Origin of the sequence: Uliginosibacterium sp. H1 (assembly GCF_036017065.1) — a bacterium.
In the GTDB taxonomy this organism is placed as follows: Bacteria; Pseudomonadota; Gammaproteobacteria; order Burkholderiales; family Rhodocyclaceae; genus Uliginosibacterium.
On the sequence record NZ_JAYXHR010000004.1, the window covers coordinates 329,680 to 355,978 of the forward strand.

The 26,299-nt window shown below is 67.8% G+C and carries 23 protein-coding genes; 8 read left to right on the top strand and 15 right to left on the bottom strand.

Annotation, left to right across the window (positions count from 1 at the left end; all coding sequences use genetic code 11):
* Positions 1 to 10: 10 nt before the first annotated feature.
* From VVD47_RS20580 to VVD47_RS20595, 4 genes are read right to left on the bottom strand one after another with little or no spacing between them, the layout of a single operon-like run.
* Positions 11 to 919 (bottom strand): efflux RND transporter periplasmic adaptor subunit, encoded by a 909-nt coding sequence (locus VVD47_RS20580; protein ID WP_327605405.1) that lies wholly within the window; start codon positions 917 to 919, stop codon positions 11 to 13.
* Between the two features lie 2 nt (positions 920 to 921).
* A complete protein-coding gene (locus VVD47_RS20585; RefSeq protein WP_327605406.1) occupies positions 922 to 2,949 on the bottom strand; it encodes a preprotein translocase subunit SecA in 2,028 nt (675 codons plus the stop codon).
* Positions 2,949 to 5,120, bottom strand: a complete 2,172-nt coding sequence (locus VVD47_RS20590) for a biotin/lipoyl-binding protein (RefSeq protein ID WP_327605407.1) — start codon at positions 5,118 to 5,120, stop codon at positions 2,949 to 2,951. Before VVD47_RS20590 ends, VVD47_RS20585 begins: the two co-directional genes overlap by 1 nt.
* 18 nt (positions 5,121 to 5,138) lie before the next feature.
* Positions 5,139 to 6,572, bottom strand: coding sequence for an efflux RND transporter periplasmic adaptor subunit (locus VVD47_RS20595; RefSeq protein ID WP_327605408.1), 1,434 nt, complete (start codon positions 6,570 to 6,572; stop codon positions 5,139 to 5,141).
* A 312-nt stretch (positions 6,573 to 6,884) separates the two neighbouring features.
* Here VVD47_RS20595 and VVD47_RS20600 point away from each other — a divergent pair, with 312 nt between their 5' ends.
* The 3 genes from VVD47_RS20600 (at position 6,885) to VVD47_RS20610 (ending at position 11,064) form a co-directional block, all read left to right on the top strand.
* Positions 6,885 to 7,820 (top strand): sugar kinase, encoded by a 936-nt coding sequence (locus VVD47_RS20600; protein ID WP_327605409.1) that lies wholly within the window; start codon positions 6,885 to 6,887, stop codon positions 7,818 to 7,820.
* 181 nt (positions 7,821 to 8,001) lie between these two features.
* The gene (locus tag VVD47_RS20605) at positions 8,002 to 9,513 is read left to right on the top strand and encodes a tagaturonate reductase (RefSeq protein WP_327605410.1); all 1,512 of its coding nucleotides are present in this window, start codon (positions 8,002 to 8,004) and stop codon (positions 9,511 to 9,513) included.
* Positions 9,514 to 9,525: 12 nt separating this feature from the next.
* Positions 9,526 to 11,064 (top strand): UxaA family hydrolase, encoded by a 1,539-nt coding sequence (locus VVD47_RS20610; protein ID WP_327605411.1) that lies wholly within the window; start codon positions 9,526 to 9,528, stop codon positions 11,062 to 11,064.
* A 70-nt stretch (positions 11,065 to 11,134) separates the two neighbouring features.
* Here VVD47_RS20610 and fur read toward each other — a convergent pair whose 3' ends face one another.
* Positions 11,135 to 11,560: a ferric iron uptake transcriptional regulator gene (fur, locus tag VVD47_RS20615; RefSeq protein ID WP_327605412.1), complete on the bottom strand. Its 426-nt coding sequence runs from the start codon at positions 11,558 to 11,560 to the stop codon at positions 11,135 to 11,137.
* A gap of 112 nt (positions 11,561 to 11,672) precedes the next feature.
* Between fur and VVD47_RS20620 the strand changes: the two genes are divergently transcribed.
* The 3 genes from VVD47_RS20620 (at position 11,673) to VVD47_RS20630 (ending at position 14,302) form a co-directional block, all read left to right on the top strand.
* On the top strand, positions 11,673 to 12,083 hold the full coding sequence (locus tag VVD47_RS20620) for an outer membrane protein assembly factor BamE (RefSeq protein ID WP_327605413.1): 411 nt from the start codon (positions 11,673 to 11,675) through the stop codon (positions 12,081 to 12,083).
* Between the two features lie 20 nt (positions 12,084 to 12,103).
* Positions 12,104 to 12,907 carry a 4-hydroxy-tetrahydrodipicolinate reductase gene (dapB, locus tag VVD47_RS20625; RefSeq protein ID WP_327605414.1) on the top strand — a complete coding sequence of 268 codons (804 nt, stop codon included), beginning with the start codon at positions 12,104 to 12,106 and terminating at the stop codon, positions 12,905 to 12,907.
* Positions 12,908 to 13,027: 120 nt separating this feature from the next.
* A complete protein-coding gene (locus tag VVD47_RS20630; protein ID WP_327605415.1) occupies positions 13,028 to 14,302 on the top strand; it encodes an NAD(P)/FAD-dependent oxidoreductase in 1,275 nt (424 codons plus the stop codon).
* 68 nt (positions 14,303 to 14,370) lie between these two features.
* Here the strand turns inward: VVD47_RS20630 and rpmE are convergent, their stop codons facing one another.
* From rpmE to bioB, 10 genes are all read right to left on the bottom strand, one after another.
* The gene (gene rpmE, locus VVD47_RS20635; RefSeq protein WP_327605416.1) at positions 14,371 to 14,577 is read right to left on the bottom strand and encodes a 50S ribosomal protein L31; all 207 of its coding nucleotides are present in this window, start codon (positions 14,575 to 14,577) and stop codon (positions 14,371 to 14,373) included.
* 112 nt (positions 14,578 to 14,689) lie between these two features.
* A complete protein-coding gene (gene rho, locus VVD47_RS20640) occupies positions 14,690 to 15,946 on the bottom strand; it encodes a transcription termination factor Rho (RefSeq protein WP_327605417.1) in 1,257 nt (418 codons plus the stop codon).
* Between the two features lie 208 nt (positions 15,947 to 16,154).
* Positions 16,155 to 16,481, bottom strand: coding sequence for a thioredoxin TrxA (gene trxA / locus VVD47_RS20645; RefSeq protein ID WP_327605418.1), 327 nt, complete (start codon positions 16,479 to 16,481; stop codon positions 16,155 to 16,157).
* A gap of 102 nt (positions 16,482 to 16,583) precedes the next feature.
* Positions 16,584 to 17,114: an MOSC domain-containing protein gene (locus VVD47_RS20650; RefSeq protein WP_327605419.1), complete on the bottom strand. Its 531-nt coding sequence runs from the start codon at positions 17,112 to 17,114 to the stop codon at positions 16,584 to 16,586.
* 1 nt (position 17,115) lies between these two features.
* Positions 17,116 to 17,874, bottom strand: a complete 759-nt coding sequence (locus tag VVD47_RS20655; RefSeq protein WP_327605420.1) for a hypothetical protein — start codon at positions 17,872 to 17,874, stop codon at positions 17,116 to 17,118.
* Complete coding sequence (locus tag VVD47_RS20660; protein WP_327605421.1) at positions 17,871 to 19,028, bottom strand: hypothetical protein; 1,158 nt, start codon at positions 19,026 to 19,028, stop codon at positions 17,871 to 17,873. The genes VVD47_RS20655 and VVD47_RS20660 overlap by 4 nt, the downstream gene beginning before the upstream one ends.
* Positions 19,015 to 20,412 carry a glycosyltransferase family 2 protein gene (locus VVD47_RS20665; protein ID WP_327605422.1) on the bottom strand — a complete coding sequence of 466 codons (1,398 nt, stop codon included), beginning with the start codon at positions 20,410 to 20,412 and terminating at the stop codon, positions 19,015 to 19,017. The genes VVD47_RS20660 and VVD47_RS20665 overlap by 14 nt, the downstream gene beginning before the upstream one ends.
* A 130-nt stretch (positions 20,413 to 20,542) precedes the next feature.
* Positions 20,543 to 21,175 carry a pyrimidine 5'-nucleotidase gene (locus tag VVD47_RS20670; protein WP_327605423.1) on the bottom strand — a complete coding sequence of 211 codons (633 nt, stop codon included), beginning with the start codon at positions 21,173 to 21,175 and terminating at the stop codon, positions 20,543 to 20,545.
* Positions 21,176 to 21,221: 46 nt separating this feature from the next.
* The gene (locus VVD47_RS20675; protein ID WP_327605424.1) at positions 21,222 to 22,106 is read right to left on the bottom strand and encodes a methyltransferase domain-containing protein; all 885 of its coding nucleotides are present in this window, start codon (positions 22,104 to 22,106) and stop codon (positions 21,222 to 21,224) included.
* A gap of 30 nt (positions 22,107 to 22,136) precedes the next feature.
* Positions 22,137 to 23,114 (bottom strand): biotin synthase BioB, encoded by a 978-nt coding sequence (gene bioB, locus VVD47_RS20680; RefSeq protein WP_327605425.1) that lies wholly within the window; start codon positions 23,112 to 23,114, stop codon positions 22,137 to 22,139.
* Positions 23,115 to 23,591: 477 nt separating this feature from the next.
* Between bioB and VVD47_RS20685 the strand changes: the two genes are divergently transcribed.
* The gene (locus VVD47_RS20685; RefSeq protein ID WP_327605426.1) at positions 23,592 to 24,071 is read left to right on the top strand and encodes a DUF883 family protein; all 480 of its coding nucleotides are present in this window, start codon (positions 23,592 to 23,594) and stop codon (positions 24,069 to 24,071) included.
* A 139-nt stretch (positions 24,072 to 24,210) separates the two neighbouring features.
* Positions 24,211 to 26,298, top strand: coding sequence for an AsmA family protein (locus tag VVD47_RS20690; RefSeq protein WP_327605427.1), 2,088 nt, complete (start codon positions 24,211 to 24,213; stop codon positions 26,296 to 26,298).
* Position 26,299: the final 1 nt, after the last annotated feature.

Here is a 26,299-nt window from a genome sequence, read left to right on the forward strand (position 1 = left end):
CTGGCGCTCCTCAGCCGGAGAAGTCGACCTTGCAGCGCAGGCCGGACGGAATCGCGCCGTTGGGGTTGGGCAGCTCCAGGCGGACGCGGAAGGTGTTGCTGGCGGGGTCGATGACGGCATCCACCACGGTGATGCGCGCGGTCTGCTCACCCAGGCCGGCGAGATCGGGCGTCACGCGGGCGTTGCCGCCGGCCTTGATCTGGTTGAAGCGGGAGGAGGGCACCACGACCTCGACGCGCAGCGGGTCGATCTGCGCCAGTTTCAGGATCGGCTTGTCCTCGACGCGCTCGCCGGCGGCAAGGTAGCGGTCCACCACCACGCCGTTGATGGGCGAATGGATGTTGCGCAGGCCGAGCTGGGCGCGGGCGACCTCCAGGTCCTGCTTGGCCACCAGGCGCATCTCCTGTGTCTGCGCGTACTTCATCGCCGCGACCTTGGCTTCGGACACGGCCTGGTCCCGGGCCTGGCTGGAAATGAATTTCTGCTGGAACAGTTCTTCCGCGCGCTCGGCCTTCTTCTGGGCGAACTCCCAGGCATGGCGGGCGGCGGCCACGTCGGCGCGGTTCTCGTGACGGCGCTCGGCCGCCATGGTGGCGGCGCGTTCCACGTCGTTGACCAGCTGGGCGACGACCTGGCCCTTCTTCACGCGGTCGCCGCGCTCCACGTTGACCTTCTCCAGTACGCCGACCACCGGCGAGCCGACTTCGGCCTCGGCCGTGGGCAGCAACAGGCAGCCCAGCGTGTCGCCGCGGCTGGCAGGCGTGCTGGTGCGCGGCGCGGCGCCGCCCCAGCCTGCGGGCACGCTGGCGCCGGCCTGGGCATGGGCGGCCGTGGGATGCATCAGCAGCGCCAGGATCAGGATCAGACCCGGGCTCAGGGTGCCGAGGCGGGTTGCGGGGTGTTCGGGTGCTGCATTCATCGTCATCGTCTGTCGGACTCCGGGGCTGCGGCTTCGGATCGCATGCCGAAAGGCATGCGTGCGCTTTGCTGCTGGTCCTGCCAACGTGCAACGGCCCGGGCGCGCCGCAGGCGGCGCTCTTCCAGGACCTGGGTGAACCGGGTGACAGCCCTCGCTAAGACTAACGGCGTAGGAAGGCCGGCCCTTGAGACGTGCCGGAGGACGTATTTCACAGGGGCTGGCAGATGTGTTGCCAGCAAACCTTCGTCCAGCGCGAGCAGTGTTTCGGCGCTGCCGGGCTGGCCCTGGCGGGCTGCCCGGCCGAACAACTGGCGGTCGATCCGGCGCGAGCTGCTGTGCTGGCAGGAAACGACGTGCAGGCCGCCATTGTGGGCGACCTGAGGGGGAATGTGCACATCGGTGCCACGACCGGCCATGTTGGTTGTCACGGTGAGCTGACCGGCGGCGCCGGCCTGCGCCACGATCTCGGCCTCGTGGCGGTCCTGGCGGGCGTTGAGCACCTGGTGCGGCAGCTGATGGGCAGCGAGCAGGCGCGCGATCTTTTCCGATTCGCCCACCGAATCGGTGCCGATCAGCACCGGCCGGCCGGCCGCGCGGGCGGCCTGCACGCTGTCCAGCAGGCGCTGCAACCGGTCCTCGCTACGCGCGAAGACCTGGGGCGGGGCGATGCGCAGCGTGCGCGGGTGGCCGCTGGGCACGATGTCCACCGCCAAGCCATAGACCTCCAGCAACTCGGCGCGGGCTTCGGTCAGCGTGCCGCTCATGCCGCCCAGCTTCAGGTAGCGCGGAAACAGGCGCGGATAGGTCACCTGGGCGATGACGCGGGTGGCGGGCGAGGGCAGGCAGCCTTCGCGGAGTTCGATGAGCTGCTGCAGGCCGCGCGACCAGCTGCGGCCTTCCGCGACGCGGCCGGTGGTGGCGTCCACGATGTGCACCTTGCCGTCGCGCACGATGTAGTGGCGGTCGCGCTGGAACACGTGGATGGCCTGGATGGCCAGCCCCACCAGTTCCTGCCGGTAGCGCGGCACCGCCCACAGGGGGTTGTCCTGCGCCGCGCTGCCGGCGTTCTCGCCAGCGCCGCTGTCGGGCTGGAAGGCGGCGATCAGGTGCTTGCCGGCATCGCCCAGGGTCACGGCGCGGCGCTCGTCCAGCCGGTAGTGGAGGCCTTCCTGCATGCGCTCGGCCAGCGACAGCGCAAGGCGGCACAGGGCGATCTGGCCGGGCTCGGCATAGGACTCCGACAGCACGAAAGGGGTATTGGCCTCGTCGATCAGCACGCTGTCGGCTTCGTCCACGATGGCCATGCACAGGCCGCGCAGCACGCGGCCATTGCGCGGGTCCGGCCCCGGGCCCACGGGCGGGGGCAGCAGGCTGTCCCGCAGCCAGTCGAATACCAGCTCCTTGGCGCTGCAATAGACGATGTCGCAGGCGTAGGCGCTGCGCCGCTCGCCCCGCTTCATGGCCTGGGCGATGGAGGCCGCGCTGAGGCCCAGGGTGCGGAACAGCGGGCGGAGGTAGTCGCAGTCGCGCTGCGCCAGGTAATCGTTGGCCGACAGCACATGCACCGGCACGCCGGCCAGCGCTGCGACCGTGGCGGCGAGTGCGGTGGCCAGGGTCTTGCCGGAACCGGTGGGCATCTCGGCCAGGCGACCGCTCAACACGACATGGGCGGCCATCAACTGGCTGTCGCGCAGCTGCAGGCCGGTCACCGCCGTGATGGCCTGCGCAACGAAGGCACAGGCACGCTCGCAGGCGGGGGAATCGAAGCCGTCGCGCGCCATTTCCGCGCGCACGCCCAGCAAGGCGTCGCGGAAGGCGCGTCCGGGGAACGGTGGCACCTGCGCCTGGGCGATGCGTACCCGTGCCACCCAAGCGCGCAGGGCACGCTCGCGCAAGTGGGCGACGGGCGGCAGCGCGGCCCATGTGGCCATCAGGCCGGCTTGCCAGGGCGCGGGTGTGTCCGGATCGGGTTTCTCGGGGTAGGGGCCAAGCACGATGCCCGGGGTGGGCAAAGGGTCGCGGGCGGCCATCAGGGAAGGTCGAGATCGGTGCCGAGCATGGCCGCGCCGCGCGCGCCAAACTGTTTGACGAACACCTGGCGCAGGCTGCGCAGCCACTGCCGGGCCAGTGGCGCACGCTCGTATTCGATGCGCACCCAGGCGCGGCTGCCGATGCGCTCCAGGCCGCTGCCCGGCACGCGCAGGTCGAGCACGAAGAAGGACTCCAGCGCGCGCGTGCCTTCGCCGTCGGCGGGATCGGTGATCACCGGGCCGCCACCACGGTCGCCCAGTGCGGGACTCGGCAGCAGGAAGGTGGCCGCCGGTGTCTGCGCCAGCAACTGCGCCGGCAGGCTGTGCCCGCGTGCCTCGCTGAGGCGCACCTCGATGGCACGCACGCCCTTCTGCAGCAGGTCGACGTCCTGCTGGCGCATGACCGCCCGCACCGTCATGTCGGCGGGCGCGATCACGTGGGCAATGTTGCTGCCACGCGGGAAGAAGCTCCCCGGCAGGTCCTCGCCGTCGGGTAGCGCAAGCTTGCCGGCGCGGGGTGCCCTGAGGGTCAGGCCATTGCGTCGGCGCTGCAGTTCGGCAAGGTCGGCGCCCAGCTTGTCGATGGCTTCCTGGCTGGCGACGGCGAGTGCTGGCTGGCCGAGCAGGCTGGCCTGGAATACGGCCTGTTGCTCGTCGATGCGCGCCTGCATCTGGGCGATGGCGGCGTCCAGGTCCGGATTGACGAGGACTACCAGCGGCTGGCCGCTGCTGACCTGCTGGCCGTCGCTGACCAGCACCTGTTCCACGAAGCCCTCGGTCTCGTTGCGCACCTGCGCTTCCGGCGGTACCCACACCACGCCCTGGGTCAGGGTGGTGTAGGGCATCGGCACCACGCCCAGCAACAGCACCAGCCCACCGACGATGACCACCAGGCCGGCGATCGCGCGAGCACGACAGGCCTCCAGTCGGGGAGCCGTCCACACATGGCGCACCAGCTTCAGCGCTGGCTGTGCGAGGTATTTCCACAGCAGGAACACCGCCAGTGCCAGCCCGGCCAGGGCGTTCTTGGCACTGATCCAGGCCAGCATGCCGACGAACAGCAGGATGCGGTAGACCCATGACGCCAGGCCGTAGCTGACCAGCAGCAGGCGATGCCCCTCGGTGCCGGCGGGCGGGGGCAGGTGGCGGTTGCCCAGCAGCCAGCGTTCGCCTAGGTGGCGCAGGGCGGCTTCGCTGCGGGTCGCCAGGCCGGGGAGTTCCAGCCAGTCGGTCAGGACGTGGTAGCCGTCGAAACGCATCAGCGGATTGGCGTTCACCAGCAGCGTGGAGACGCCGCCGATCAGCAGGCAGGCGAAGGCCGCCTCGCGCAGCAGGCTGTCGCTGGCGGCCAGCCACAGCGCCAGGGCGGCTGCGGCGATGGCCGTTTCCACCATGATGCCCATGGCACTGACGAGGATGCGTCGCGATTTCTCGGGGAAGGCGGAGGCCGCGGAGGCGTCGACGTAGGGCACGGGAATGAACAGGAACAGCGTGGCGCCGGTTTCATGCACTTCACCGCCCCAATGACGCACCGCGAGGCCGTGCGCCATCTCGTGCGCGGCTTTGATGAGCGGGTAGCAGAACCACATGATCGCGAGATTGGCCGGCGTCAGCAGGTGGCGTGCGCCGTAGCTGCGCAGCTCGTTGAAATGCATGCCGGCGGTCACCAGGGCCGCGATCACTGCCAGCAGCCACAGCAGGAAGGCCGTGCGCGAGAACAGCGGCTGCACCGCGGGCAGGATGGCATCCAGCAGGCGCGTGGGGTCGAACAGCGGCACCTTGAGCGACAGCAGGCTGCCGCGGCGGCCGGCGCGGCGGCGCTCGGCGTGGTCGAAGACGTTGGCGAGATCCAGCGATTGCTCGGTACTGGCCATGCTGGCAGCGGTCAATTCCGACAGCATGTGCAGCACCTCGTGCTGGCTGGGGGCGTCGTTGCCGAGCTCCCGCACCAGCTGGTCCCAGATCTGCTGCACGGTCAGGCGGCCGTCCAGGCGGCCGACGAACTGGTAGCCCAGCGCATTGACGCGGAACTGGCGGCCGGTACTGCGGCTGGCCAGGACGTACCACTGCTCGTCCCGGAAGTTCTGGCGGCTGATGCTCACGGTGCCGGCGAGCCGCGGGCGCAATCCGGCCACGCGGTACCAGTAGGGGCTGAACAGGGACTCGGTCATGGCTGGCCGGGTTCGGTGTCAGCCCAGCAGCTTCCAGCTCTGGAAGCGCAGCCAGTCGACCAGGCGGCTGCCCGCCACCTGTGCCAGCGGTGCGCGGCCCAGGCCGATCTTGGCCACGCCTTCCAGGCCCGGGCGCAGGCCGGCATGGCCGCCGAGCAGGCGGGCGCGCACTTCGAACACGTTGCGGCCGTCCTCCACCTGGGCGACCGGGGTGACGCGCTCGATGAGGATCGGCAGGGATTCGCCGGGCATCGCCGACAGCGTCAGCGCGCCCTGCATGCCGGCGCGCAACTGGGCGACATCGCGGTCTTCGACCTGCAGCACGACGCGGTAGGCGGTGTTGGGTGCCAGCGTCAGCAAAGGGTCGCCGCGCTTGACCGGCGCGCCGACCAGTTGCTGCAGGTCGCCCTTGATGATGACGCCGTCGAAGGGGGCCAGCACGCTGGTACGGGCGAGTTGCTGCGCGACCAGGCTCAGCGCGGCGCCGGTTTCGGCGGTCTTGGCCTGGGCGCCCACCATGCGGCTGCGGTCCTGCCGCGCGAAGGCTTCGGCCATTTCGCTCTGCGCCTGGGCCAGTTCCGCCTCCAGGCGGCGTTGCTGGGTGAGCAATTCCTCGTCGGCCAGGCGCAGCAGCACCTGGCCCTGCTTCACGGAATCGCCGGGGTGGACGAAGACCTCCTGCAGGAAGCTGTCGGCCGGTGCCGACAGGCTGCGCTGGATCTGGCCCTCGGTGCGGGCATTGGCGGTGACGTTCTCGGTGACGGGTATCAGGGTCAGCGCGGCGATCAGCAGGGCGAGCCCCAGCACCACGAACTTGCTGCGCACATGGCCCGACGAGGTCAGCCCGGTGGTGAAATCGCGGATGTCATGGCGCAGGCGGACCCAGGCGGATTCCTGGCTCAGCAACTTGAGTTCGAGCACCGGCCCGATGGTGGTGACCAGTTTTTCCAGCGCGAGGATCTCGTCCACCTGCCAGGGGCGGTCCGCCCGGCGCATCAGGGTGAGGGCGCCGATCGCTCGGCCGCGCGCAGGCAGTGGCAGGGTGAGCAGCGCGCCGGCGGTATCGCTTGCCAGCTCGGCGTGCATCAGGGTGATGCGCGGTGGATCGTCGGCCTGGGGCGGGTAGCGCAGGGTGCTGTGCTGGTCCAGCGCCTCGTCCATGGCCGCCGAGACGCGGCGCACGAGCTGGAATTCCTGGCGCAGGTCCGCCGTGCCCGACCAGGCCATCACGCGGCTGACCTGGCCGCGCAGGAAGCCGACGACCACATGCTCGCAGGCGAAGGCGCGGGCCAGTTCGCCAGCCACCGCCGTCGCGGCGAGCGACAGCTTTTCCTGGGCAAGCGCGGTGTTGACGCAATCCAGCACGCGGATGCGTTCGGGCACTGCTTGTGGCGATGGGCCGGGCGTGCGCTGGACCAGGGCCAGATCTGCCAGGTGGGGTGTCGGCTTCATGTGTAGGTTTTTTATAGGCCGCGCAAAGGCGGTTAGTCTCTCTCCCGCGCGTCACGGCCGTCGTGGCGCGCGCATCGATTCTAGCCCCGCGCTCGGTTTTTCTACGGCTTTAGTCGTAGCTGCCTTGAATCTGTGGGGCCACCCGTACGGGTAAATGTGTAAAACACCAACAAACCTGCCGTCCGGCCGTGGCGGATGTCACGTCGTCCTGACCCGGCGCAAGCTTTCTGCGAACTTGCGCCGTGCCCCGCGCGGGCGTGCGATGATTCCACCTGCCAGGATGGAATTTCCTCAGAACAGGCCAAGACAACAATGGAAGTGAAATGCCGGATCGCCTTGCTGGGCGAGTGCATGATCGAGATGCGTGGCCAGATGTTCGGCACCATGCATCAGCATTTTGGTGGCGACACGCTGAACACGGCGGTGTATCTCGGACGCATCGGTGCCGAAGGCGGCATCAAGGTGTCCTACGCCACCCAGCTGGGCACCGACGCCTACAGCCAGGCCATGATCGCTGCATGGCAGGACGAAGGCATCGACACCCACATGGTATTGCGCGAGGAGGGCCGCATGCCCGGCCTCTACACCATCCAGGTGGATGAAAGCGGCGAGCGCACCTTTTACTACTGGCGTGACGCCAGCGCTGCCCGCGGCTATTTCGAGGGCGCCAGCAGTCCGCTGGAAGACGAACTCGACGAGCTGGACGCGATCTACTACAGCGGCATCAGCCTGGCCGTGCTGCCCAAGGCCGGGCGCGAGCGGCTGTTCTCGCTGATCGAGCGCTTCCGCGCCCGGGGTGGCAAGGTCATCTTCGACAACAACTTCCGCGCCCGCCTGTGGCGCGACGACGATCCCCCGTTCTGGTACGACCGCGCCTTCGCCAATTGCGACATGACGCTGATCACCCTGGACGACAACGCCGCCCTGTACGGGCTGGACGAGGGCAGTGCGCTGGCACACGCTTATTCGCTGGCCTGCGAAGAGGTGGTCGTCAAGCGCGGCGCCGAGCCGACGCTGGTACGCATCCGCGGCATGGAGCCGCTGTCGGTGCCGGTGTTCAAGGTGCCGAAGGTGGTGGATACGACCGGCGCTGGCGACTCTTTCGCCGGTGGCTACCTCGCAGCCCGCCTGCAGGGCAATTCGCCCGAGCTGGCGGCGCGATCCGGCAACAAGATCGCGTCCATCGTGGTCCAACATCCGGGCGCCATCATCCCGCGCGACGCGATGCCGGTTTTCTTCTTCGTCTGATCGGTCGTCCGGTCTTGATGATGGCAGCGCCGACCCGCACATAGGGTCGGCGCGTCGCTTTTGCGGCAAGGCTCGCAAAACAGTAAAAATTGATCTTGTCAGGCCAATCACCCGCTGGTTCTGTCAAAATTATGCTTATTTGTCAGACAACGTCGACTGACGAACGCCACTGGAGACCCTTGTGACCAGCCTGAACCGCCGACTATTCGACAGCCAGAAATTCCGTGCCGAGGCCGCTGCCCCGAGCGCGAAGCCGCCTGTGGGCATCCTGCAGATTGGCGACGGCAACTTCCTGCGTGCCTTTGCCGACTGGATGATCGACGTCACCAACGGCCAGGGCCTGTTCAACGGTCGCGTCACCATTGCCCAGCCGCTGGATCGTGGCCTGGCAGACAAGCTGCAGTCACAGGACGGTCTCTACACGGTGTTGCTGCGCGGCCTGCAGGGCGGCAAGGTGGTCGAAGCGCGACGCATCGTCAGTTGCGTGGATAGCGCGCTGAACCCCTATGCCGACTGGCCCGCGATGCTGGCACGGGCGGCTGATCCGGCTACCCGCTTCGTCATCTCCAATACCACCGAGGCTGGTATCGCCTACGTGGAGGAAGCGCTGGACGAGACGCGGTGTCCGCAGGGCTTCCCGGCCAAGGTGGCGGCTTTGCTGCTGCATCGCTTCAAGACCCTGGGTGGCACCGCGGCGACCGGCCTGGTGTTCCTGCCCTGCGAGCTGATCGAAGCCAACGGCAGCAATCTGCGCCAGATCGTCCTGAAGCATGCGCAGGACTGGAAGCTGCCGGCCGGGTTCATCGGCTGGGTGCAGCAGCACAATCATTTCTGCAACACCCTGGTGGACCGCATCGTTCCCGGTTTCCCGGCCGGCGAGGCCGACGCCCAGTTCGCCGAGCAGGGCTACGACGACCCGCTGATGGTGGCCGCCGAGCCGTTCCACCTGTGGGTCATCGAGGGGCCGCGCGAGCTGGCCGAGGAATTCCCGCTGCACAAGGCCGGCCTGGACGTGATCTGGACCGACGACCTGCAGCCCTACCGCACCCGCAAGGTGCGCGTACTGAATGGCGCTCACACTGCCAGCGCGCTGGCGGCCTACCTGGCCGGCGTGGATACGGTGCTGGAGATGACCACGGACGCCGAGCTGGCGGCCTACATGCAGAAGCTGATGTTCGACGAAATCGTCCCCTGCCTGGACTTGCCCGACGCCGAGCGCATGGGCTACGCCAAGACGATCATGGAGCGTTTCGCCAACCCGCACATCCGCCACGAACTGATTTCCATCTCGCTGAACTCGGTGTCGAAGTGGCAGGTACGCGTGCTGCCGACGGTCAAGGATCACGTGCGCGAGCACGGTGAAGCACCGGCCGCGCTGGCTTTCTCGCTGGCGGCCCTGCTGGCCTTCTACCGCGGTCGCTTCGACGAGCGCGGCGACTACGTCGGGGCGCGCGGCGACAAGCCCTACGTCATCCGCGACAACCCGGACGTGATCGGCCTGTGGGCCGAAGCCTGGCGCGCCTGGGAAAAGGACCAGGACACTGCCGCGCTGGTGGAACGGGTGCTGGGTGATGTCCGTCTATGGGGTGAAGACCTCAAGGCCATTCCCGAACTTGCCGACAAGGTGGCACGACCGCTTGAAACGATCCTGCGTCAGGGCGTACGCCCGGCCCTGCGCGAACTGCTTGCCTGAAGGAGTCTCACGATGAGCGACGCGACCGTTGCGGCACGCCCCGCCACCCGCCAATTCATCCGCCTGCACGCCAACGACGACGTGGTGATCGCCACCGCCCAGCTCATTTCCGGCACCACGCTGGGGGCAGAGGGCATCACGGTGCGTGGCCTCATCCCGCCGGGCCACAAGGTGGCCACCCGCGTGATCGCCAAGGGCAGTGCGGTGCGGCGCTACAACCAGATCATCGGTTTCGCCAAGGCCGACATCGCGCCCGGCGAGCACGTGCATACGCAGAATCTCGCCGTCGGCGAGTTCGAACGCAATCACACATTCAGTACCGATGTGCATCCGGCGGCTAAGATCGACAAGCCGGCGACCTTCCGCGGTTTTGCGCGGCCGGATGGCCGTGTCGGCACGCGCAACTACATTGCGATCATCGCCTCGGTGAATTGTTCGGCGACCGTGGTGCGCGGCATCGCCAGCCACTTCGACCGCAAGCTGCTGGCCGACTACCCCAACATCGATGGCGTGGTCGGCCTGCCACACCCGCTGGGTTGCGGCATGGGTGGCACCGAAGGTATGGCAGTGCTGCGGCGGACCATGCTGGGCTATGCGAAGCACGCCAACTTCGCCGGCGTGCTGTTCGTCGGCCTCGGCTGCGAGATGAACCAGATCGCGCCGCTGGTGGAGGAACTCAAGGGCCACGCCCCCGGCATGCTGCAGAGCGTGAACATCCAGGACCTGGGCGGAACCTCGCAGGCCATCAAGGTCGGTATCGAGCGCATCCAGGCGATGCTGCCGGTGGCCAACCAGTTCGAGCGCCAGGAGGCGCCGCTGTCGAAACTCATCGTCGGCCTGAACTGCGGTGGCTCGGACGGCTATTCCGGCATCACCGCCAACCCCGCGCTGGGCGGTGCGGTGGACATGCTGGTCGCGCACGGCGCAACCGCCATCCTGTCCGAGACCCCCGAGATCTACGGTGCCGAACACCTGCTGACGCGTCGCGCGGCGACCACCGCGGTGGCCGAGAAGCTGCTGGCGCGCATCGAATGGTGGAAGGACTACGTCGCCCGCAACGGTGGCGAGATGGACAACAACCCGTCGGTCGGCAACAAGGCCGGTGGCCTCACGACGATTCTCGAAAAATCGCTGGGAGCGGTCGCCAAGGGCGGCACCAGCACGCTAGAAGCGGTGTACGAATACGCCGAGCAAATCGACAAGCAGGGCTTCGTCTACATGGATACGCCGGGCTACGACCCCGTGTCGGCGACCGGCCAGGCAGCGGGCGGTGCGCAGCTCATCTGCTTCACCACCGGCCGTGGCTCGGCATTCGGCTGTGCGGGCGTGCCGACCATCAAGTTCGCGACCAACAATGCCTTGTGGAATCGCCAACGCGACGACATGGATGTGAACTGCGGCGACCTTATCGACGGCGTGCCGATGCCGGTGATCAGCCAGCGCATATTCGACGCCATCCTGGCGCATGCCTCCGGCGAGAAGACGCGCAGCGAGATGCTGGGCTATGGCAACGACGAGTTCCTGCCCTGGCAGATCGGCCCGGTGATGTAAGCCGCAACCGCATCAACAAAAAGGCCACGCAATGCGTGGCCTTTTCTTTGGGCATGTCGCAGCCTGCTGCTTACTTCTTTTCCTTGCTCGTGCAGTCGCTGCAAACGCCGTAGAGATGCATGGCGTGGTCGCGCAGCTTGTAGCCGAGTTGCTCGGCGATTTCATGCTGGCGCTGCTCGATGGTGGGATCGAAGAACTCCTCCACCTTGCCGCAGGAGACACACACGATGTGATCGTGGTGGCTACCTTCGTTCAGTTCGAATACCGCTTTGCCGGATTCGAAGTGATGGCGCTTGAGCAGGCCGGCCTGCTCGAACTGCGTGAGCACGCGGTAGATGGTCGCCAGGCCGACGTCCAGTTGCTCGTCCAGCAGCATGCGGTATACGTCTTCGGCCGTGAGGTGGCGCTCATCGCTGCGCTGGAACAGATCCAGGATCTTCAGGCGCGGGAGGGTGGCCTTGAGGCCCATGTTCTTGAGGCTTTGCGGGGTGGCCATCGTGGGCTCCGTCGGACAGTCGTCGGGGGTGCCTATGATATAGTTTCCCGCCCTGCCTTGGAACGCGACGCGTGTGTCGACGCCCGGGCACCGAGACCCGATTGCTTCCGTCATGCTCCAGACCATTCCGACCTTCCTGCGCCGCGCTGCCACCTTCCTGTGCATGTCCGTGGCGTTGGCCGCGTGTTCCGGCACGCAGTGGCCCTACAAGATCGACGTGCGCCAGGGTAACTACGTGACGCAGGAAATGCTCGCCCAGCTCAAACCCGGCATGACGGCGGAGCAGGTGCGCTTCATCATGGGGTCGCCCTTGCTGATCGACAGCTTCCGCACCGATCGCTGGGATTACGTATACCGCTTCACGCCCGGCAAGGGGCCGATCGAGCAACGCCGCGTGGCGCTGTTCTTCGCCGACGGCAAGTTGTCCCGTGTCGATGGTGATGTCGCCCCGGCCACCGAGCCGACCGCGGCCGCTGTGCCGCGTGGCCCGCGCGTCATCGAGATCGAAGCGGGCAAGAAGTAACCCTCTCACCGAATACTGCCATGACTGTCAAAGTAGCCATCGCCGGTGCCTCCGGCCGCATGGGCCGCATGCTCATCGAAGCCACGCTGCAATCGCCCGACGCGGTGCTTGCCGCGGCCATCGACCGTCCGGACAGCGCTTTCATCGGCCGCGATGCCGGTGAGCTGGTGGGCAACGCCTGCGGCGTGCTGATCGGCTCCGACGTGGAGACTGAACTGGCCAAGGCGGATTGCCTCATCGATTTCACCCGGCCCGAAGGCACGTTTGCGCATCTGCAGGTGGCGCAGAAGCTCGGTCGCGCGATCGTCATCGGTACCACCGGTTTTGACGCCGACGGCAAGGCCAGGATCGCTGCCGCGGCCGCCAACATCCCGGTGGTGTTCGCCGCCAACATGGCGGTAGGCGTGAATGCAGTGTTCAAATTGCTGGAAGTGGCGGCGAAGATGCTGTCGACCGGCTATGACATCGAGATTTTCGAGGCGCATCACCGCTTCAAGGTGGATGCACCGTCCGGCACCGCGCTGCGCATGGGCGAGGTCGTGGCGGACGCCATCGGCCGCGACCTCAGGCAGCACGCCGTGTATGGCCGCGAAGGCCACACGGGCGAGCGCGATGCTGAGACGATCGGATTTGCCACCGTGCGTGGCGGGGACATCGTCGGTGACCACACGGTGATGTTCTGTGGCCTGGGCGAGCGCGTCGAAATTTCGCACAAGGGCGGCAGCCGCATGCCTTATGCCATCGGTGCGCTGCGTGCCGCGGCCTTCCTGCAAGGCAAGGGCAAGGGCCTCTACGACATGCAGGACGTACTCGGCTTGCGCTGAACACGGCGCGGAGTTCCGTGTCGAACCGGTGATCGCGCTGATTGCCCGCGCGGCCCGGCGTCATGTCCGAAGCCGCTGCGCACTGCGCAAACAGGTTTCTTTGGCATCCCGGGACTCACCATGCAGCAAGCATCAGCAGTACCGCACGTCGTCATCGTCGGCGGCGGCTTTGCCGGCCTGTGGGCGGCGCGGGCGCTGGCGAAAAGCGCCGTCCGCATCACCCTCATTGACCGCCGCAATCACCACGTCTTCCAGCCCCTTCTTTACCAGGTAGCGACCGCCGGACTTTCCGCGCCGGATATTGCCGCGCCGCTGCGTCATATCCTGCGGTCCCAGCGCAACCTGGAGGTTCGCCTCGGCAATGTGCGCGAAGTCCGTGCCACCGAGCGCCGGCTATTGCTGGCCGATGGCAGCGAAGTTGCCTACGACAGCCTGATGCTCGCCACCGGCGCCACCCATGCCTATTTCGGCAACGACGCCTGGGCGGAGCACGCGCCGGGGCTGAAGATCCTCGAAGACGGCCTGCTCATCCGCCGGCGCCTGCTGATGGCTTTCGAGCGTGCCGAGCTGGAGAGTGATCCGGTCGCCCGGGATGCCTGGCTGACCTTCGTGGTGGTGGGCGGCGGCCCGACCGGCGTCGAGCTGGCCGGTACGCTGGCCGAGATCGCGCGGCACACCCTCAAGCAGGAGTTCCGCCACATCGATCCGTCGCGTGCGCGTGTCTTGCTGGTGGAAGCCGGGCCGAGGGTCCTGGCGGCGTTTCCCGAGTCCCTGTCCGACAAGGCCCGCAAGCAGCTGGAACATCTGGGCGCGCAGGTCATGACCGGTGGCCGGGTCGAGACCATCGATGAAGACGGCGTGCTGGTGAACGGCCAGCGGATCGCTTCGCGGACCGTGCTCTGGGCAGCCGGCGTGGCCGCATCGCCACTGGCGCGCAGCCTGGGTGTAGAGCTGGATCGCGCGGGCAGGGTGCCGGTCGGGACCGACCTGTCCGTCGCGGGTTTTCCAGAGATCTTCGTCGCGGGCGACCTTGCCGCGGTGACCCAGGACGGCAAGCCGGTGCCAGGCGTCGCGCCCGCTGCCAAGCAGATGGGGGCGCATGTGGCGCGCGTCATCAAGGCGCGCCTGGCAGGGGAGAAGGCCCCTGACTTCCGTTACCGCCACATGGGGTCGCTGGCGACGATCGGCCGCATGGCAGCCGTGGTCGATCTCGGCCCGGTACACCTGTCAGGCCTGCTGGCCTGGTGGTTCTGGCTGTTCATCCACATCTTCTTCCTGATCGGTTTCCGCAACCGCGTCACCGTGCTGATGAACTGGGCCTGGTCGTACTGGACCTACCAGCGCCACGCGCGAATCATCTTCACGCCGCCGGAGGACAAGCACGAGATCGGCTAGTGCACGGTGGCGCCTGAAAACAAAAAAAGCCCTCGCTTGCGAGGGCTTTTTGCTGAGGCAGGAAGTGCTTACTTCTTGCCGTACTTCTGGCGGAAGCGTTCGACACGACCAGCGGTGTCGACCATCTTCTGCTTGCCGGTCCAGAACGGGTGGCACTCGGAGCAGACTTCGATCGAGTAGCTCGGCTTGCCCAGCGTGGAACGGGTGGTGAACTTGTTGCCGCAGGAGCAGGTGACCTGCACGTCGGCGAAATTCGGATGACCTTCGGCTTTCATGATTTCCCCTTCAGCGGGCGACGGATGTGATCGCCCAAAATTCAAAGACCGCGATTATGGCAGCAAACGCCGCTCGGCTCAAGCCCGGGTGTTTGCCGCCAGCGCAGCCGCATCAGCGACGCATGGCGTCGAAGAACTCTGCGTTGGACTTGGTCTGCTTGACCTTGTCCAGCAGGAAATCCATCGCAGCCAGGTCGTCCATGTTGTACAGCAGCTTGCGCAGGACCCACACCTTCTGCAGCACGGCGGGCTCCAGCAGCAGTTCCTCGCGGCGGGTGCCGGACGGATTGACGTTGATGGCCGGGTAGATCCGCTTCTCGGCCATGCGGCGGTCGAGGTGGATTTCCATGTTGCCGGTGCCCTTGAATTCCTCGTAGATCACGTCGTCCATGCGGCTGCCGGTGTCGATCAGCGCGGTGGCAATGATGGTCAGCGAGCCACCTTCCTCGATGTTGCGGGCGGCGCCGAAGAAGCGCTTGGGCTTCTGCAGGGCGTTGGCGTCCACACCACCGGTCAGCACCTTGCCGGAGGCCGGCACTACGGTGTTGTAGGCGCGGGCCAGGCGGGTGAGGGAGTCGAGCAGGATCACCACGTCCTTCTTGTGCTCGACCAGGCGCTTGGCCTTCTCGATGACCATTTCGGCAACCTGCACGTGACGGGTGGCCGGTTCGTCGAAGGTGGAGGCGACCACTTCGCCGCGCACCGAGCGCTGCATCTCGGTCACTTCTTCCGGGCGCTCGTCGATCAGCATGACGATCAGCACCACGTCCGGGTGGTTGGCAGTGATGGCGTGCGCGATGTTCTGCAGCATCACCGTCTTGCCGGACTTCGGCGGCGCCACCAGCAGGCCGCGCTGGCCCTTGCCGATGGGGGCGATCATGTCGATCACACGGGAGGTGACGTTCTCTTCGGCACGGATGTCGCGCTCGAGCTTCATCGGCTCGTTGGGGTGCAGCGGCGTCAGGTTCTCGAAGAGGATCTTGGTCTTGGAGGCTTCGGGCGAGCCGTTGTTGACCTTGTCCACCTTCACCAGTGCGAAGTAGCGCTCACCGTCCTTGGGGATACGGATCTCGCCTTCGATGGTGTCGCCGGTGTGCAGGTTGAAGCGGCGTACCTGCGAGGGGGACACGTAGATGTCGTCTGTGCTGGCCAGGTACGAGGTGTCCGGCGAACGCAGGAAGCCGAAGCCGTCCGGCAGCACTTCCAGCACGCCATCTCCGAAGATCGGTTCGCCCTTTTTTGCCCGGTTCTTCAGCAGCGCGAAGACGAGTTCCTGCTTGCGCAGACGGTTGGCACCGTCGATCTCGTTGGCGGTGGCCATTTCGAGAAGCTGGCTGACGTGCAGAGACTTGAGCTCTGAGAGATGCATGGACGAACCCTGGGAAGAGTGGACGAACGGAAGAAGTGGCGCTGGGCCGGAACAGAAGGGGAATGGGGAGAATTCTGGCTGCGAGCGCTAGAAACGTTGTGAAACGTGCGCTGCAGGGGACTGGCTTGGACTCTAACGCGGCCCGTCCGAGCCTGTCAATGCGGCGCGTGCGGGATTTCGGGCAATCCGCACGCGTCGCAGAGAGGTATTACAGGTGGCTGTCCAGGAAAGCGGTCAGCTGGGACTTCGACAGGGCGCCAACCTTGGTGGCTTCGACATTGCCGCCCTTGAACAGCATCAGGGTCGGGATGCCGCGGATGCCGAACTTGGCCGGCGTGTCCTGGTTTTCGTCGATGTTCAGCTTGGCAACCTTCAGCTTGCCGGCGTATTCCTTGGCCACGTCGTCCAGGATCGGGGCAATCATCTTGCAGGGGCCGCACCACTCCGCCCAGTAGTCGAGCAGGACGGGGGTTTGCGATTGCAGGACGTCGCTGTCGAAGCTGGCGTCGGTTACGTGGTTGATGTGTTCGCTCATGATTCCTCGCGTTGCGTGTTGGCCCCGTCCATGAGCCGCAGCGGGGGAGCCGGCCGGTCGGGAGTGGGGTGCATCCTAGCAAAAGCCCCCATGGCAGGGAAGTTATGGATCTGATTGGGGAACTTCATGGCCGGCGAGCGCGTGGACCGGGTCGCCGAGCTGGATCAGGCCGCTTTCCACGACGCGCGCCACCATGCCGCCGTGGCCGCGCATGGCGTTGTAGCCGCCCGGCCCGAGTGCTTCTTCCATGCGCGAGCAGGGTTCGCAATCGGCGTGGATCTCGATCAGGGCCGTGCCGATGCGAAGGCGCAGCACCTGGTCGGGAAACAATGCCCGCGCGGCGATCAGGTTGATTCCGGAGATGACCAGGTTGCGTCGCAGCAGGGCGGCGTCGACACCTTCGTGCCCTGTCAGCGCGGCGACTACCGGCAGATGCTCGGCCTGGATTAGCGATACCTGACGCTTGCCACCGCGCTGACGATCACCCGCCAGGCCGACGCCCGCCTCGGCATGCACTTGCGTCACATCGATGACGGGCTGGCGTCGTTCCGGCCGCAACAGGATGCGTTCCACCCTGCCGGGGCGCGGAAAGCGGCTGGCCAGGATCTGCAGCGGGCGCTCCGGGTCGCGCACGTCAGTGCTCCTCGTAGCGCAGGCGCGCCAGTTGGCGTCGTTCGGGCGGTGGTGCCGTGGCGGCGAAACTGGCGCCGAACATGGCCAGCAGCACGAACACGTCGGCCAGCGGCCCGCCCAGCAGGAATAGCGCCGGCAGGGCATTGACCGACAGATGGCTGGCAATCACGGCGTGACTCAGCAATTGCAGCGGCAGCAATACCACCAACGCCAGCCCGATGCGGGCCATCACCCGCCACAGGCCGGCGGTGCTGAAGCCGAGCGCCGCGAGGCTCGCGCACAACGGCAGCGGCAGCAGGAACAGCAGGGCCACGATGATGCCGGAGAGGGTGCGCGTGTGTTCCAGCAGGGAATGCGCGCTGGACTGGGGCGCCCACAGCCAGCCAGCAAGGGCGACGGTGTACAGCAGGGCAATCGCCCACAGCACGCGGGCAAGGCGCTCCCGCGTATGACGGACCAGCCAGCCGGTGACGGTCGCGCCGGCGAGGATCAGTCCGTGCAGCGCCAGGGCCCAGCCGTGTGGTGACGGCAATCCCGCGTCGATCGCCACGACCGGCAGGCGCAGGCCGGCAAACAGGCTGAGCTGGCCCGACTGCACCGTGGCCTGCAGGCCGAGCAGCGTCACGCCGGCTTGCAGCAACCATTGCCATGCAGCGTGCAGGCTGCCTTGCAGGAGGGCGACCAGCAGCAGCATGGCCACGCCGTGCAGCAGGGCGCGCGTCAGGCTGCGGCGCAGGGAAGGCGCGGCCCGCGTGCTCATGACTGCAAGTCCTGTGGCGCAACCACCTGGCCGGCCTGTCGGGCCGAAACGAAGCCGTAGACCACGCTGCCGGTGGCGATGCGCATGCGTGCGGCACTGACGCTCACCGGGTCGCCTCGGGTGCCGAGGACGCAACCGGTGCCGACGATCAGGCGGGTACCTGCCATCACCGGCCCGTCGATGCGGCAGTTGTCGGCGATGCGGATATCGGACGGGCTGACGATGCCTCCTTCGACCTGCACGCCCTGTCCGAGCCGGACGCTGCGATCGGCGCGCAGGCTGCCGGTGATGATGCAGTTTTCATGGACCACGAGGCGACCGCCGACGATGAGGTCGGCCATCACGCGGTGACCCGCCGGCACACTCAGATCGCCATGCACGATGTAGCGACGGTTGGCCGCGTCGTGCTGCGCATCGCCGGGCAGGTACTCGGGCAGTGTCCCGCCCGGGCGCGCGGCCGGCACCTCGCGCGTGCCGAACTCGATGACCGGCGCGTGCAGCCGTACGAAGCGCGTGCGGCGTGCCAGCGCGAGGGCCTGGCCGGCCGAAGCCTCGCCATGCAGCCAGGCGCCCTCGGCCACGTCGAGGCGGCCGTCCGCGTGCACCCGCCCGGTGACGCGTGCGCGCACGCCGATGGCGACATCGCGCAGGCTCAGCAGGCTGCGCACCACGGCACTCTGCGCCACGCTGGCGCGCCCCTCTGCGAACAGGTCGCGCTCGCACACCAGCTCGCCGGGAACGTCCAGGCGCTGGCTGGTCAGCACGCCGAAGCCGATGCGCCGGGTGCCGGGTTCGATCTGGCTGGCAAGGTCCTGCTTGCTGCCCAGCACCAGCACCGGCTCGCCGTCGAGGTCGATGCCGCGCATGACACCGCCATTGTCGCGGACACGTTGCAGCATGTCGCTGAACTCCTGCGTGGCCATCGTACGCAGGGCGTCGATGCGGTCTTCGTGGCGCGGGGCTGGCGAGGCCTCGTCGTCCTGCTCGCGCAGCCATTCGCGGCGGGCAGGGCGCAGCAGCAGGGCCAGCAGCAGCGCGCCTCCGAGTAGCAGCGCGATTTGCCAGGCAAGCGGCCAACCCAGCGGCCAACCCAGCGGCAAACCGAGTGGCCAGCCCGCCGGCCAGCCGGATTGCCCGAGCTCAGTGGAGTGCATGGCCGACTCCGGCAAGGCGTAGCAGCGCCAGTGGCAGCAGGCTGACCTGAGTGCCGCGCTGGCAGGCCTGGGCACCGGCGGCCAGCAAGGTGAGGCTCTGGCCGGCAAGTGCCTCGGTCAGCAGGATGCACAGCGCCAGCCCTGCCAGCAGGGAATTGCCGCTGGCATATTCGAACACCGCCAGCAGGATGCCCAGCCCGGCCAGGTGGCGGCTGCCGCGCGCCAGCGCGTAGCCCAGCAGGCGGCCTTTCTGCCGCCAGGCAATGCGCTGCGAGGCGAGCAGCGCGGGCAGGTGTACGAAGAGGCCGGGCAACTGGGACGCTTGCGGATCGCGCTGCTTGCCGCTGACCCACAGCGCGGTCTGGCAGGCGCTGTGCCAACCTTCGGCGAACAGGCGCCAGACGAGGTCCGCGCAGCGCTCGTTGGTGGTCTGGCGCCAGCCACCGGCGGCGGCCACGGCGCTGCGGCGCACGCCGAACAGCAAGGTGTCGCCCAGTGCCGGCAGGTTGGCGCGGGCCAGCCAGGGCGCCACGATCCGCGCCCAGGCCGCGCGCGACAGCTGGCGCAGGCGGGTGTAGGGATGGCCGTCGACCACCGGGTCCAGCGGCGCCAGCACCGCGCCTACCGAGGGGTCGAAGAACGGCGCGACGGCCTGGCGTACGAAGTTGCGGTCCGGCGTCCATTCGGCACGCAGGATCAGCACGATGTCGGTGTCCGCCTCGCGGATGCCATCCAGCGGCCGGTCGGCAGTGGGCAGTACGCGACCGGGGTGGCGCGCCAGCAGCGCCGCGACGGCGCCGCGCTGGGCGGTGGTGAATTGCCCGGTGGGGCGGATGCGCAGGCGCTCCGGCGGGTAGTCCATGGTCAGGAGGTATTCCACCAATGGCTCGATGGCGGTACCGACCTCGCGCGCCACCACCAGCAGGGTGACGACCGGCCAGTCGGCACTGCGCAGCGCACTCCAGTCCGGCTGGTCGATGCGGCGGCGCTGGTTGAGCACCATCCACCACTGGTAGGCACGACGCGCCAGCACGCCGGCGAGAATCAGCAGCAAGGCGACGCCCAGGGGTGACAGGCTGAGGGATTCGGCGGACAGCACCGGCGTGGCGGCATCCGGCTCTTCGCTCATCGGCACCACGGCCGGCATGACGACGGGCTCGGCGGGCAGGTCGGGCGCCAGTTGCAGACGCGTACGGTCCGGCGTCAGCGCACCGGCGACATCGGGTGGTGGCAGCTGTTCGCTGGAGGGCGGCGCGTCGGAGAAGTCCGGATCGAGTCCGGGTAGCGCGAGGGCTGGCATGGCGGACAGCGTGGCGAGCATCAATGCCAGGCTGAGCAGGTGCTGCGCAATCTTGGTGAACAGCGAGCGGGGCGTGCGTGCCATGTGATCAGTATGTCTCGCTGCTGGACGTCGCGGGGTGTGCTTGCGCGGCAGCTTGTCGGATTCGTCACGCCCGCGGAGCGGGCGTTGCGGCGAGGATTCTAGCCCGGATTCCGCGTTGCCCGGCAAGGCGTCAGCGCTGCCAGCCGCGCAGGCTGCAGACGGAACGGACATGTCGGTCGACGAAGGCGGGACGGCCGCTGCGACGACTGATCCAGACGGTGCGCATGCCGAGTTGTCTGGCAATGCGCAGGTTGTCGAGGGTGTCTTCCACCATGACGCAGCGCGCCGCCGGTACCTTGGCCGCGCGCAGCACGCGCTGGTAGGCCAGGCGTCGCGGCTTGGGCTGGAAGGTGAGATCTTCGACGCCGATCACCCGCTCGATGAAGGGCGCGATGCCGAGCAGGTTGACCACTTCGCGTGCGTACTTGCGCGGCGAGTTGGAGAACACCAGCTTGCGGCCGGGCAGCCGGCGCAGCCAGGCGCGCATGCGGCGCTCCGCCACCAGCATGCCGGGCAGGTCGTCGAAGGTGTGGGTGTCGCGCAGGAAATGGCGCGGGTCGCACTGGCGATGATGGCGCATCAGGCCGCGCAGGGTGGCGCCGTAACGCAGCCAGTAGCGCATGCGCAGCGCATTGGCTTCATCTTCCGACAGATCCAGGTGACAGGCGAGGTACTCGGTCATCGACCGGTTGATGTGCGGAAAGATGTGCGCCGACGCATCGTGCAGGGTGTTGTCGAGATCGAACAGCCAGACCGTGCGCATGCGATGTCTTCCGGGGCGGTTAGTTGGTTACGACTGGGTCGCGCGGTCAGCCACGCAGCGGGCGGCGTTCGCGCTCGAAGCGGATCACTGCGCGACCGTCTTCGGTGGTCTTCGGTGCCGCCTTCCAGGCGTGGCCGAACACGAGTTCGATGGTGGCCGGCAGGCGGCCGTCCTGACGCAGGCGCTCGTAGGCCGCACGCGCCTGCTGCCAGCCCGTCTTGCCGGCGAGTCCACGCGGGCGCGTGGTGGCCACGTTGGTGGCGGCCGCCTGGCGCAGGTCGCGCAGCAGGTCGTCGAGCTGCGTGTAGGTGAGGGTCAGGCGTTCCATGTCCATCACCGGCTCGGTGAAGCCGGCGGCCACGAGCGTGTCGCCCAGGTCATGCATGTCGATGAAGCGATGCACGCGCTCGCCAGCAGCGGTGGGCATGGCGGCGCGCAGTTCGCGCAGCGTGTCGGGCCCCAGCGTGGCGAACATCAGCACGCCTTCCACGGCCAGCACGCGGTGCATCTCGCGGAAAGCCGGCAGCGGGTCGGAGAAGGCCGGCAGCAGCAGGTTGCTCCACAGCATCTGCACGCTGCTGCGGGCCAGGGGCAGGGCGGCGGCATCCGCGCAGAGCAGTGCAGGCCCGCGTGCGCGGCGCAGCAGGCGGTCTGCGAAGCCGCGCGCCGGTCGCGCCTGGGCCAGCACGGCGGGAGCGAAGTCGATGCCGATGCACTGGGCATCCGGATAGCGCGCCGCCAGCAGGGCGAGGTCCTCGCCGGTGCCGCAGCCCAAGTCGAGGATGCGTTGTGGCTGGTTGCGCAGCAGGTCGAGGCGCTCGGCCATGCGGCTGGCGCTCTCGCGGGCCAGGAAGTTGCCGGCGCGGGCGTGGGCAGCGTGACGCTGGACGCGACGGCGCAGTTGCGCGCCGTCGAGTGCGAAGTCACTCATCGCTGCGGCAGCCTCGCGTCCGGCGCGGGCTCAGACCGACTTCAGGCCCAGGCGGGCGAACAGCGCGACGTCGCGCTCGACGTCCGGGTTGCCGGTGGTCAGCAGCTTGTCGCCGTAGAAGATGGAGTTGGCGCCGGCCATGAAGCACAGGGCCTGCAACTCGTCACTCATCTCCTGGCGACCGGCCGACAGGCGCACGTAGCTCTTCGGCATGGTGATGCGCGCGCAGGCGATGGTGCGCACGAACTCGAAGGGGTCGATCGGCGGCAGTTCCGCCATCGGCGTGCCTTCGACGCGCACCAGGTTGTTGATCGGCACCGATTGCGGCGGCGGTTCCATGCTGGCCAGTTGCCCGATCAGCGCGGCGCGCGCGCGGCGCGACTCACCCATGCCGACGATGCCGCCGGAGCACACGTTGATGCCGGCGTCGCGCACCGAGGCGATGGTGTCGAAGCGGTCTTCCTGCGAGTGGGTGGTGATCACCTCGGCGTAGAACTCCGCCGCGGTGTCGATGTTGTGGTTGTAGAAGTCGAGGCCGGCATCCTTCAGCTTCTCGGCCTGGCCTTCGCGCAGCATGCCCAGCGTGACGCAGGTTTCCAGGCCCAGCGCCTTCACTTCCTTGACCATCTCGAGCACGGGCTCCAGGTCGCGGTCCTTCGGGCCGCGCCAGGCGGCGCCCATGCAGAAGCGGCTGGAGCCGTTGGCCTTGGCGAGCTTCGCTTTCTCCAGCACCTCGTCCAGCGGCATCAGGGCCTGGCTTTCCAGGCCGGTGCTGTAGCGCTTGGCCTGCGAGCAGTAGCCGCAATCCTCCGAGCAACCGCCCGTCTTGATCGACAGCAGGGTGGAGCGCTGGATGGCGTTGGGATCGAAGTGCTCGCGATGCACCTGCTGCGCACGGAACAGCAGGTCATTGAACGGCATGGAGAAAAGCTCGGCGACCTGGGCAGTGGTCCAGGCCGGGGCAGACGTTGCCAGGCGCGGGGCGCTGGCGGTGGAACACATCGTCATCAGGGGGAACCTTCACTAGAACCGGGCAGCAGATACTGCCCGGGAGACATCGCGCACGGGCGAAATGATCCGGGTTTGGCCGGGCAGCGTCAAACCTTGGTGCCACAGGGCTTGCGCGGCGGGTGTGGATGGCGGTTGCGCGGCGCGGGCAGGAGCGGGGCCCGGGGACGGGGAGAAAGACCGACCGGACAGTCCTGCCGGGTGACTTCCGAGGGACTGCCCAAGGAACTGCCGAACGATTGTTGAACGATCGTTGAAGGACATATCCCACAGGCCGATCCGTGTCTTCCGACGCCTCACGGCCGGGGGATTCCATAGGATGAACTTCACGCGGCTACGCAAGGCTGCACCGCGACCGCAACCCCGGATCGGGACCTGGCGGGCGCGGCAGTCAGTCCGCGCAGTGCGTCATGAGCGTCATGAGCCAACTCGCAGCAACGCACCAGTTCCGCACCCACAAACCGGAAGGAGTACATCATGAATTCACCCCTCAACGCCCCCAACCCCACGCCGCTGACCGCCACCCCCACTCCGGTGCCGGATGGCTTCCAGGAAGGCACTGCCCAACGCCCGGCGACCGCAGCGGACATCCGCCGCGAAGCCAGCAAGCCGGCCGTCGCGCAGGACTTCCGCAAGACCGTGATCAGCAATCGCGCTGCGGTCGACGAAGAGCCGTACGAGCAAGCCGGCGTCTATCGCCTGGGTCGCGAGTTCGACGAGCACCGTGCGCAGTTGCGCGAGCACATGCGCGAGTCGCTGGACTCCGCCCGTGGTTCGGCTGGCCGCGTCTATGAAGACGTGCGCCTGGTCGCTGGCGACCTCGGTCAGTACGCCCGCCAGAACGCCGTATATGCCCGTGACTACGCGGAGTCGACCATCGTGTCGAACCCGTGGCGCTCGGTCGCTGCGGCGGGTCTGATCGGTCTGCTGGCCGGCGCGCTGATCTCGCGTCGTTGATGCCGCAGCCTCTGCCAGTAAGTACTGCTGCAAGACTGTGCCAGCGCCGGCCGGCCCCGTTTCGGGTCGGCCGGCGTTGTGCCTTTTCCGGTCCGCGGTTCGCGGTCCGGACCGCCAGCAAGCCGGAAGGAGAACTGACATGAATCGCGCACTACACATGCCGCGCACTGGCCGCACGGCTTTGCGCGTGACGGGGTGGTTCCTGCTGGGCCTGCTCGTGATGCTGACCGCGCTGGTGATCCTGGCGCTGACCTTCGACTGGAACCGCGCGCGCGGCTGGATCGGTACGCGCGCCAGTGAAGCCATCGGTCGCAACGTGGAGATCCGTGGCGATCTCACGCTCAGTTTCCATCGTCCCGAAGCGGACCAGGCCGGGTGGGCGCGCTGGGTGCCGCTGCCGCGCCTGCACGCCCGCGACGTGTACGTCGCCAACACGCAATGGGGGACGGCGCCGCAATTCGCCCACGCCGGCAGCCTGCACTTCCTGTTGAGGCCCCTGCCTTTGCTGCGCAAGGAGCTGGTGTTCGCGGTCATCGCGCTGGACGACCCCGCCGTGTCGCTGCAACGCCTGCGCGACGGCGACAACAACTGGACCTTCCGTACTCCCGAGAAGGATGACAGCGATGACGGCGCGCCTTCGCGCTGGACGCTCAAGGTGGAGCGGGTGGTGTTGCAGCGTGGCCGCCTGGACCTGGACGACGCGCGCCAGGACGTACAGCTCGCGCTCAGCTTCGGCAGTATCGACGACCCGTCGCAGGACCCGTACGGACTGGCCTTCGACGTGAAGGGCCGCTACCACGGCGCACCGCTGCAGGGTGCGGGCCGCACGGGCGCGGTGCTGGCCCTGCAGGACCGTGACGAACCGTTCCCGGTCGAAGGGCGGGTGGACGTCGGCAAGACCAGCATCGCCGTGGATGGCACGCTGTCCGATCCGATCAACCTCACTGCCGTGGACATGAAGCTCAAGCTGGCGGGCGCCAACATGGCGCACCTCTACCCGCTGCTGGGCGTGAACCTGCCGGACACCTCGGCCTTCCGCACCGAAGGCCGGCTGCACGGCACTATCGACCGCAAGCGTGGCGCGGTGACCTACGAAGGCTTTACTGGCCGGGTGGGCAACAGCGACCTGGGCGGCACCCTGCGCTACGAAGGCGGACCCATACGACCCCTGCTGAAGGGCGAGCTGCGTTCGAAGCTGCTGCGCTTCGATGATCTTGCCCCCTTGATCGGTGCCGACTCCGCCGCCAGCCAGGCGAAGCGCGACGCACCGCCCGCGGCGGCGACTGCGCGCAAGCGTGGCAAGGTGCTGCCCACCGAGCCCTTCGAGGTGGACCGCTGGGACAAGATGGATGCCGACGTGAAGTTCACCGGCGAGCGCATCCTGCGCGACGAGGACCTGCCCATCGACAACCTGTCGACGCACCTCGTGCTGCGTGATGGCGTACTGAACCTCGCGCCGCTCAACTTCGGCGTGGCCGGTGGCACGGTGGTGTCCAACATCACGCTGGACAGCCGGCAGAAGCCGATGGCCGCGAAGCTGGACACCCGCTTGCGGCGCGTCCAGCTCAAGCGCCTGTTCCCGGCCATCGAGTCGATGCAGGGCAGCTTCGGTCAACTGGGTGGGCAGATCGTGATGGAGGCGCAGGGCAACTCCGTGGCCAGCCTGCTCGGCAGTGCCGACGGCGAGGCGCGTGTGCTGGTCACCCAGGGCAGCTTCAGCAAGTTCCTGCTGGAGGCCGCGGGCCTGAACGTCGCCAACGTGGTGCTGACGCGCCTGTTCGGCGACCGGCAGGTGCAGATGAACTGCCTGGCGGGCGACTTCGGCATCGACAACGGCGTGATGGATACGCGCGCCTTCCTGCTGGATACCGAGGAAGCCTTCATCACCATGGACGGCACCGTCGACATGAAGAACGAGCGGCTCGACCTCGTGCTGCGACCCGAGCAGAAATCCCTGCGCATCTTCTCGCTGCGCGCACCGCTCTACGTACGGGGCAGCTTCGACGACCCGGCGGTATCCATCAATGCCGGGGTGGTGGCCCTGCGCGCGGGTAGTGCGGTGGCGCTCGGCCTGGTGGCGCCGGTGGCGGCCATCCTTCCGCTGGTCGACCTTTCGGAAGAGCAGGAAATGAGCTGCCGCGACGTCATCCGTCGTGCCGGTCAGACGGCAGCCGCCGCCGGCCCGGCACCGGCGGGGCACAGCGTGAAGGCGCAGGCGGAGCGTTAGT

Excerpts from the sequence above, each read along its gene's own strand:
- VVD47_RS20580 (WP_327605405.1), bottom strand. The coding sequence starts at position 919 with ATGAATGCAGCACCCGAACACCCCGCAACCCGCCTCGGCACCCTGAGC.
- VVD47_RS20585 (WP_327605406.1), bottom strand. The coding sequence starts at position 2,949 with ATGGCCGCCCGCGACCCTTTGCCCACCCCGGGCATCGTGCTTGGCCCC.
- VVD47_RS20590 (WP_327605407.1), bottom strand. The coding sequence starts at position 5,120 with ATGACCGAGTCCCTGTTCAGCCCCTACTGGTACCGCGTGGCCGGATTG.
- VVD47_RS20595 (WP_327605408.1), bottom strand. The coding sequence starts at position 6,572 with ATGAAGCCGACACCCCACCTGGCAGATCTGGCCCTGGTCCAGCGCACG.
- VVD47_RS20600 (WP_327605409.1), top strand. The coding sequence starts at position 6,885 with ATGGAAGTGAAATGCCGGATCGCCTTGCTGGGCGAGTGCATGATCGAG.
- VVD47_RS20610 (WP_327605411.1), top strand. The coding sequence starts at position 9,526 with ATGAGCGACGCGACCGTTGCGGCACGCCCCGCCACCCGCCAATTCATC.
- fur (WP_327605412.1), bottom strand. The coding sequence starts at position 11,560 with ATGGCCACCCCGCAAAGCCTCAAGAACATGGGCCTCAAGGCCACCCTC.
- VVD47_RS20620 (WP_327605413.1), top strand. The coding sequence starts at position 11,673 with ATGCTCCAGACCATTCCGACCTTCCTGCGCCGCGCTGCCACCTTCCTG.
- dapB (WP_327605414.1), top strand. The coding sequence starts at position 12,104 with ATGACTGTCAAAGTAGCCATCGCCGGTGCCTCCGGCCGCATGGGCCGC.
- VVD47_RS20630 (WP_327605415.1), top strand. The coding sequence starts at position 13,028 with ATGCAGCAAGCATCAGCAGTACCGCACGTCGTCATCGTCGGCGGCGGC.
- rpmE (WP_327605416.1), bottom strand. The coding sequence starts at position 14,577 with ATGAAAGCCGAAGGTCATCCGAATTTCGCCGACGTGCAGGTCACCTGC.
- rho (WP_327605417.1), bottom strand. The coding sequence starts at position 15,946 with ATGCATCTCTCAGAGCTCAAGTCTCTGCACGTCAGCCAGCTTCTCGAA.
- trxA (WP_327605418.1), bottom strand. The coding sequence starts at position 16,481 with ATGAGCGAACACATCAACCACGTAACCGACGCCAGCTTCGACAGCGAC.
- VVD47_RS20655 (WP_327605420.1), bottom strand. The coding sequence starts at position 17,874 with ATGAGCACGCGGGCCGCGCCTTCCCTGCGCCGCAGCCTGACGCGCGCC.
- VVD47_RS20660 (WP_327605421.1), bottom strand. The coding sequence starts at position 19,028 with ATGCACTCCACTGAGCTCGGGCAATCCGGCTGGCCGGCGGGCTGGCCA.
- VVD47_RS20665 (WP_327605422.1), bottom strand. The coding sequence starts at position 20,412 with ATGGCACGCACGCCCCGCTCGCTGTTCACCAAGATTGCGCAGCACCTG.
- VVD47_RS20670 (WP_327605423.1), bottom strand. The coding sequence starts at position 21,175 with ATGCGCACGGTCTGGCTGTTCGATCTCGACAACACCCTGCACGATGCG.
- VVD47_RS20675 (WP_327605424.1), bottom strand. The coding sequence starts at position 22,106 with ATGAGTGACTTCGCACTCGACGGCGCGCAACTGCGCCGTCGCGTCCAG.
- bioB (WP_327605425.1), bottom strand. The coding sequence starts at position 23,114 with ATGACGATGTGTTCCACCGCCAGCGCCCCGCGCCTGGCAACGTCTGCC.
- VVD47_RS20685 (WP_327605426.1), top strand. The coding sequence starts at position 23,592 with ATGAATTCACCCCTCAACGCCCCCAACCCCACGCCGCTGACCGCCACC.
- VVD47_RS20690 (WP_327605427.1), top strand. The coding sequence starts at position 24,211 with ATGAATCGCGCACTACACATGCCGCGCACTGGCCGCACGGCTTTGCGC.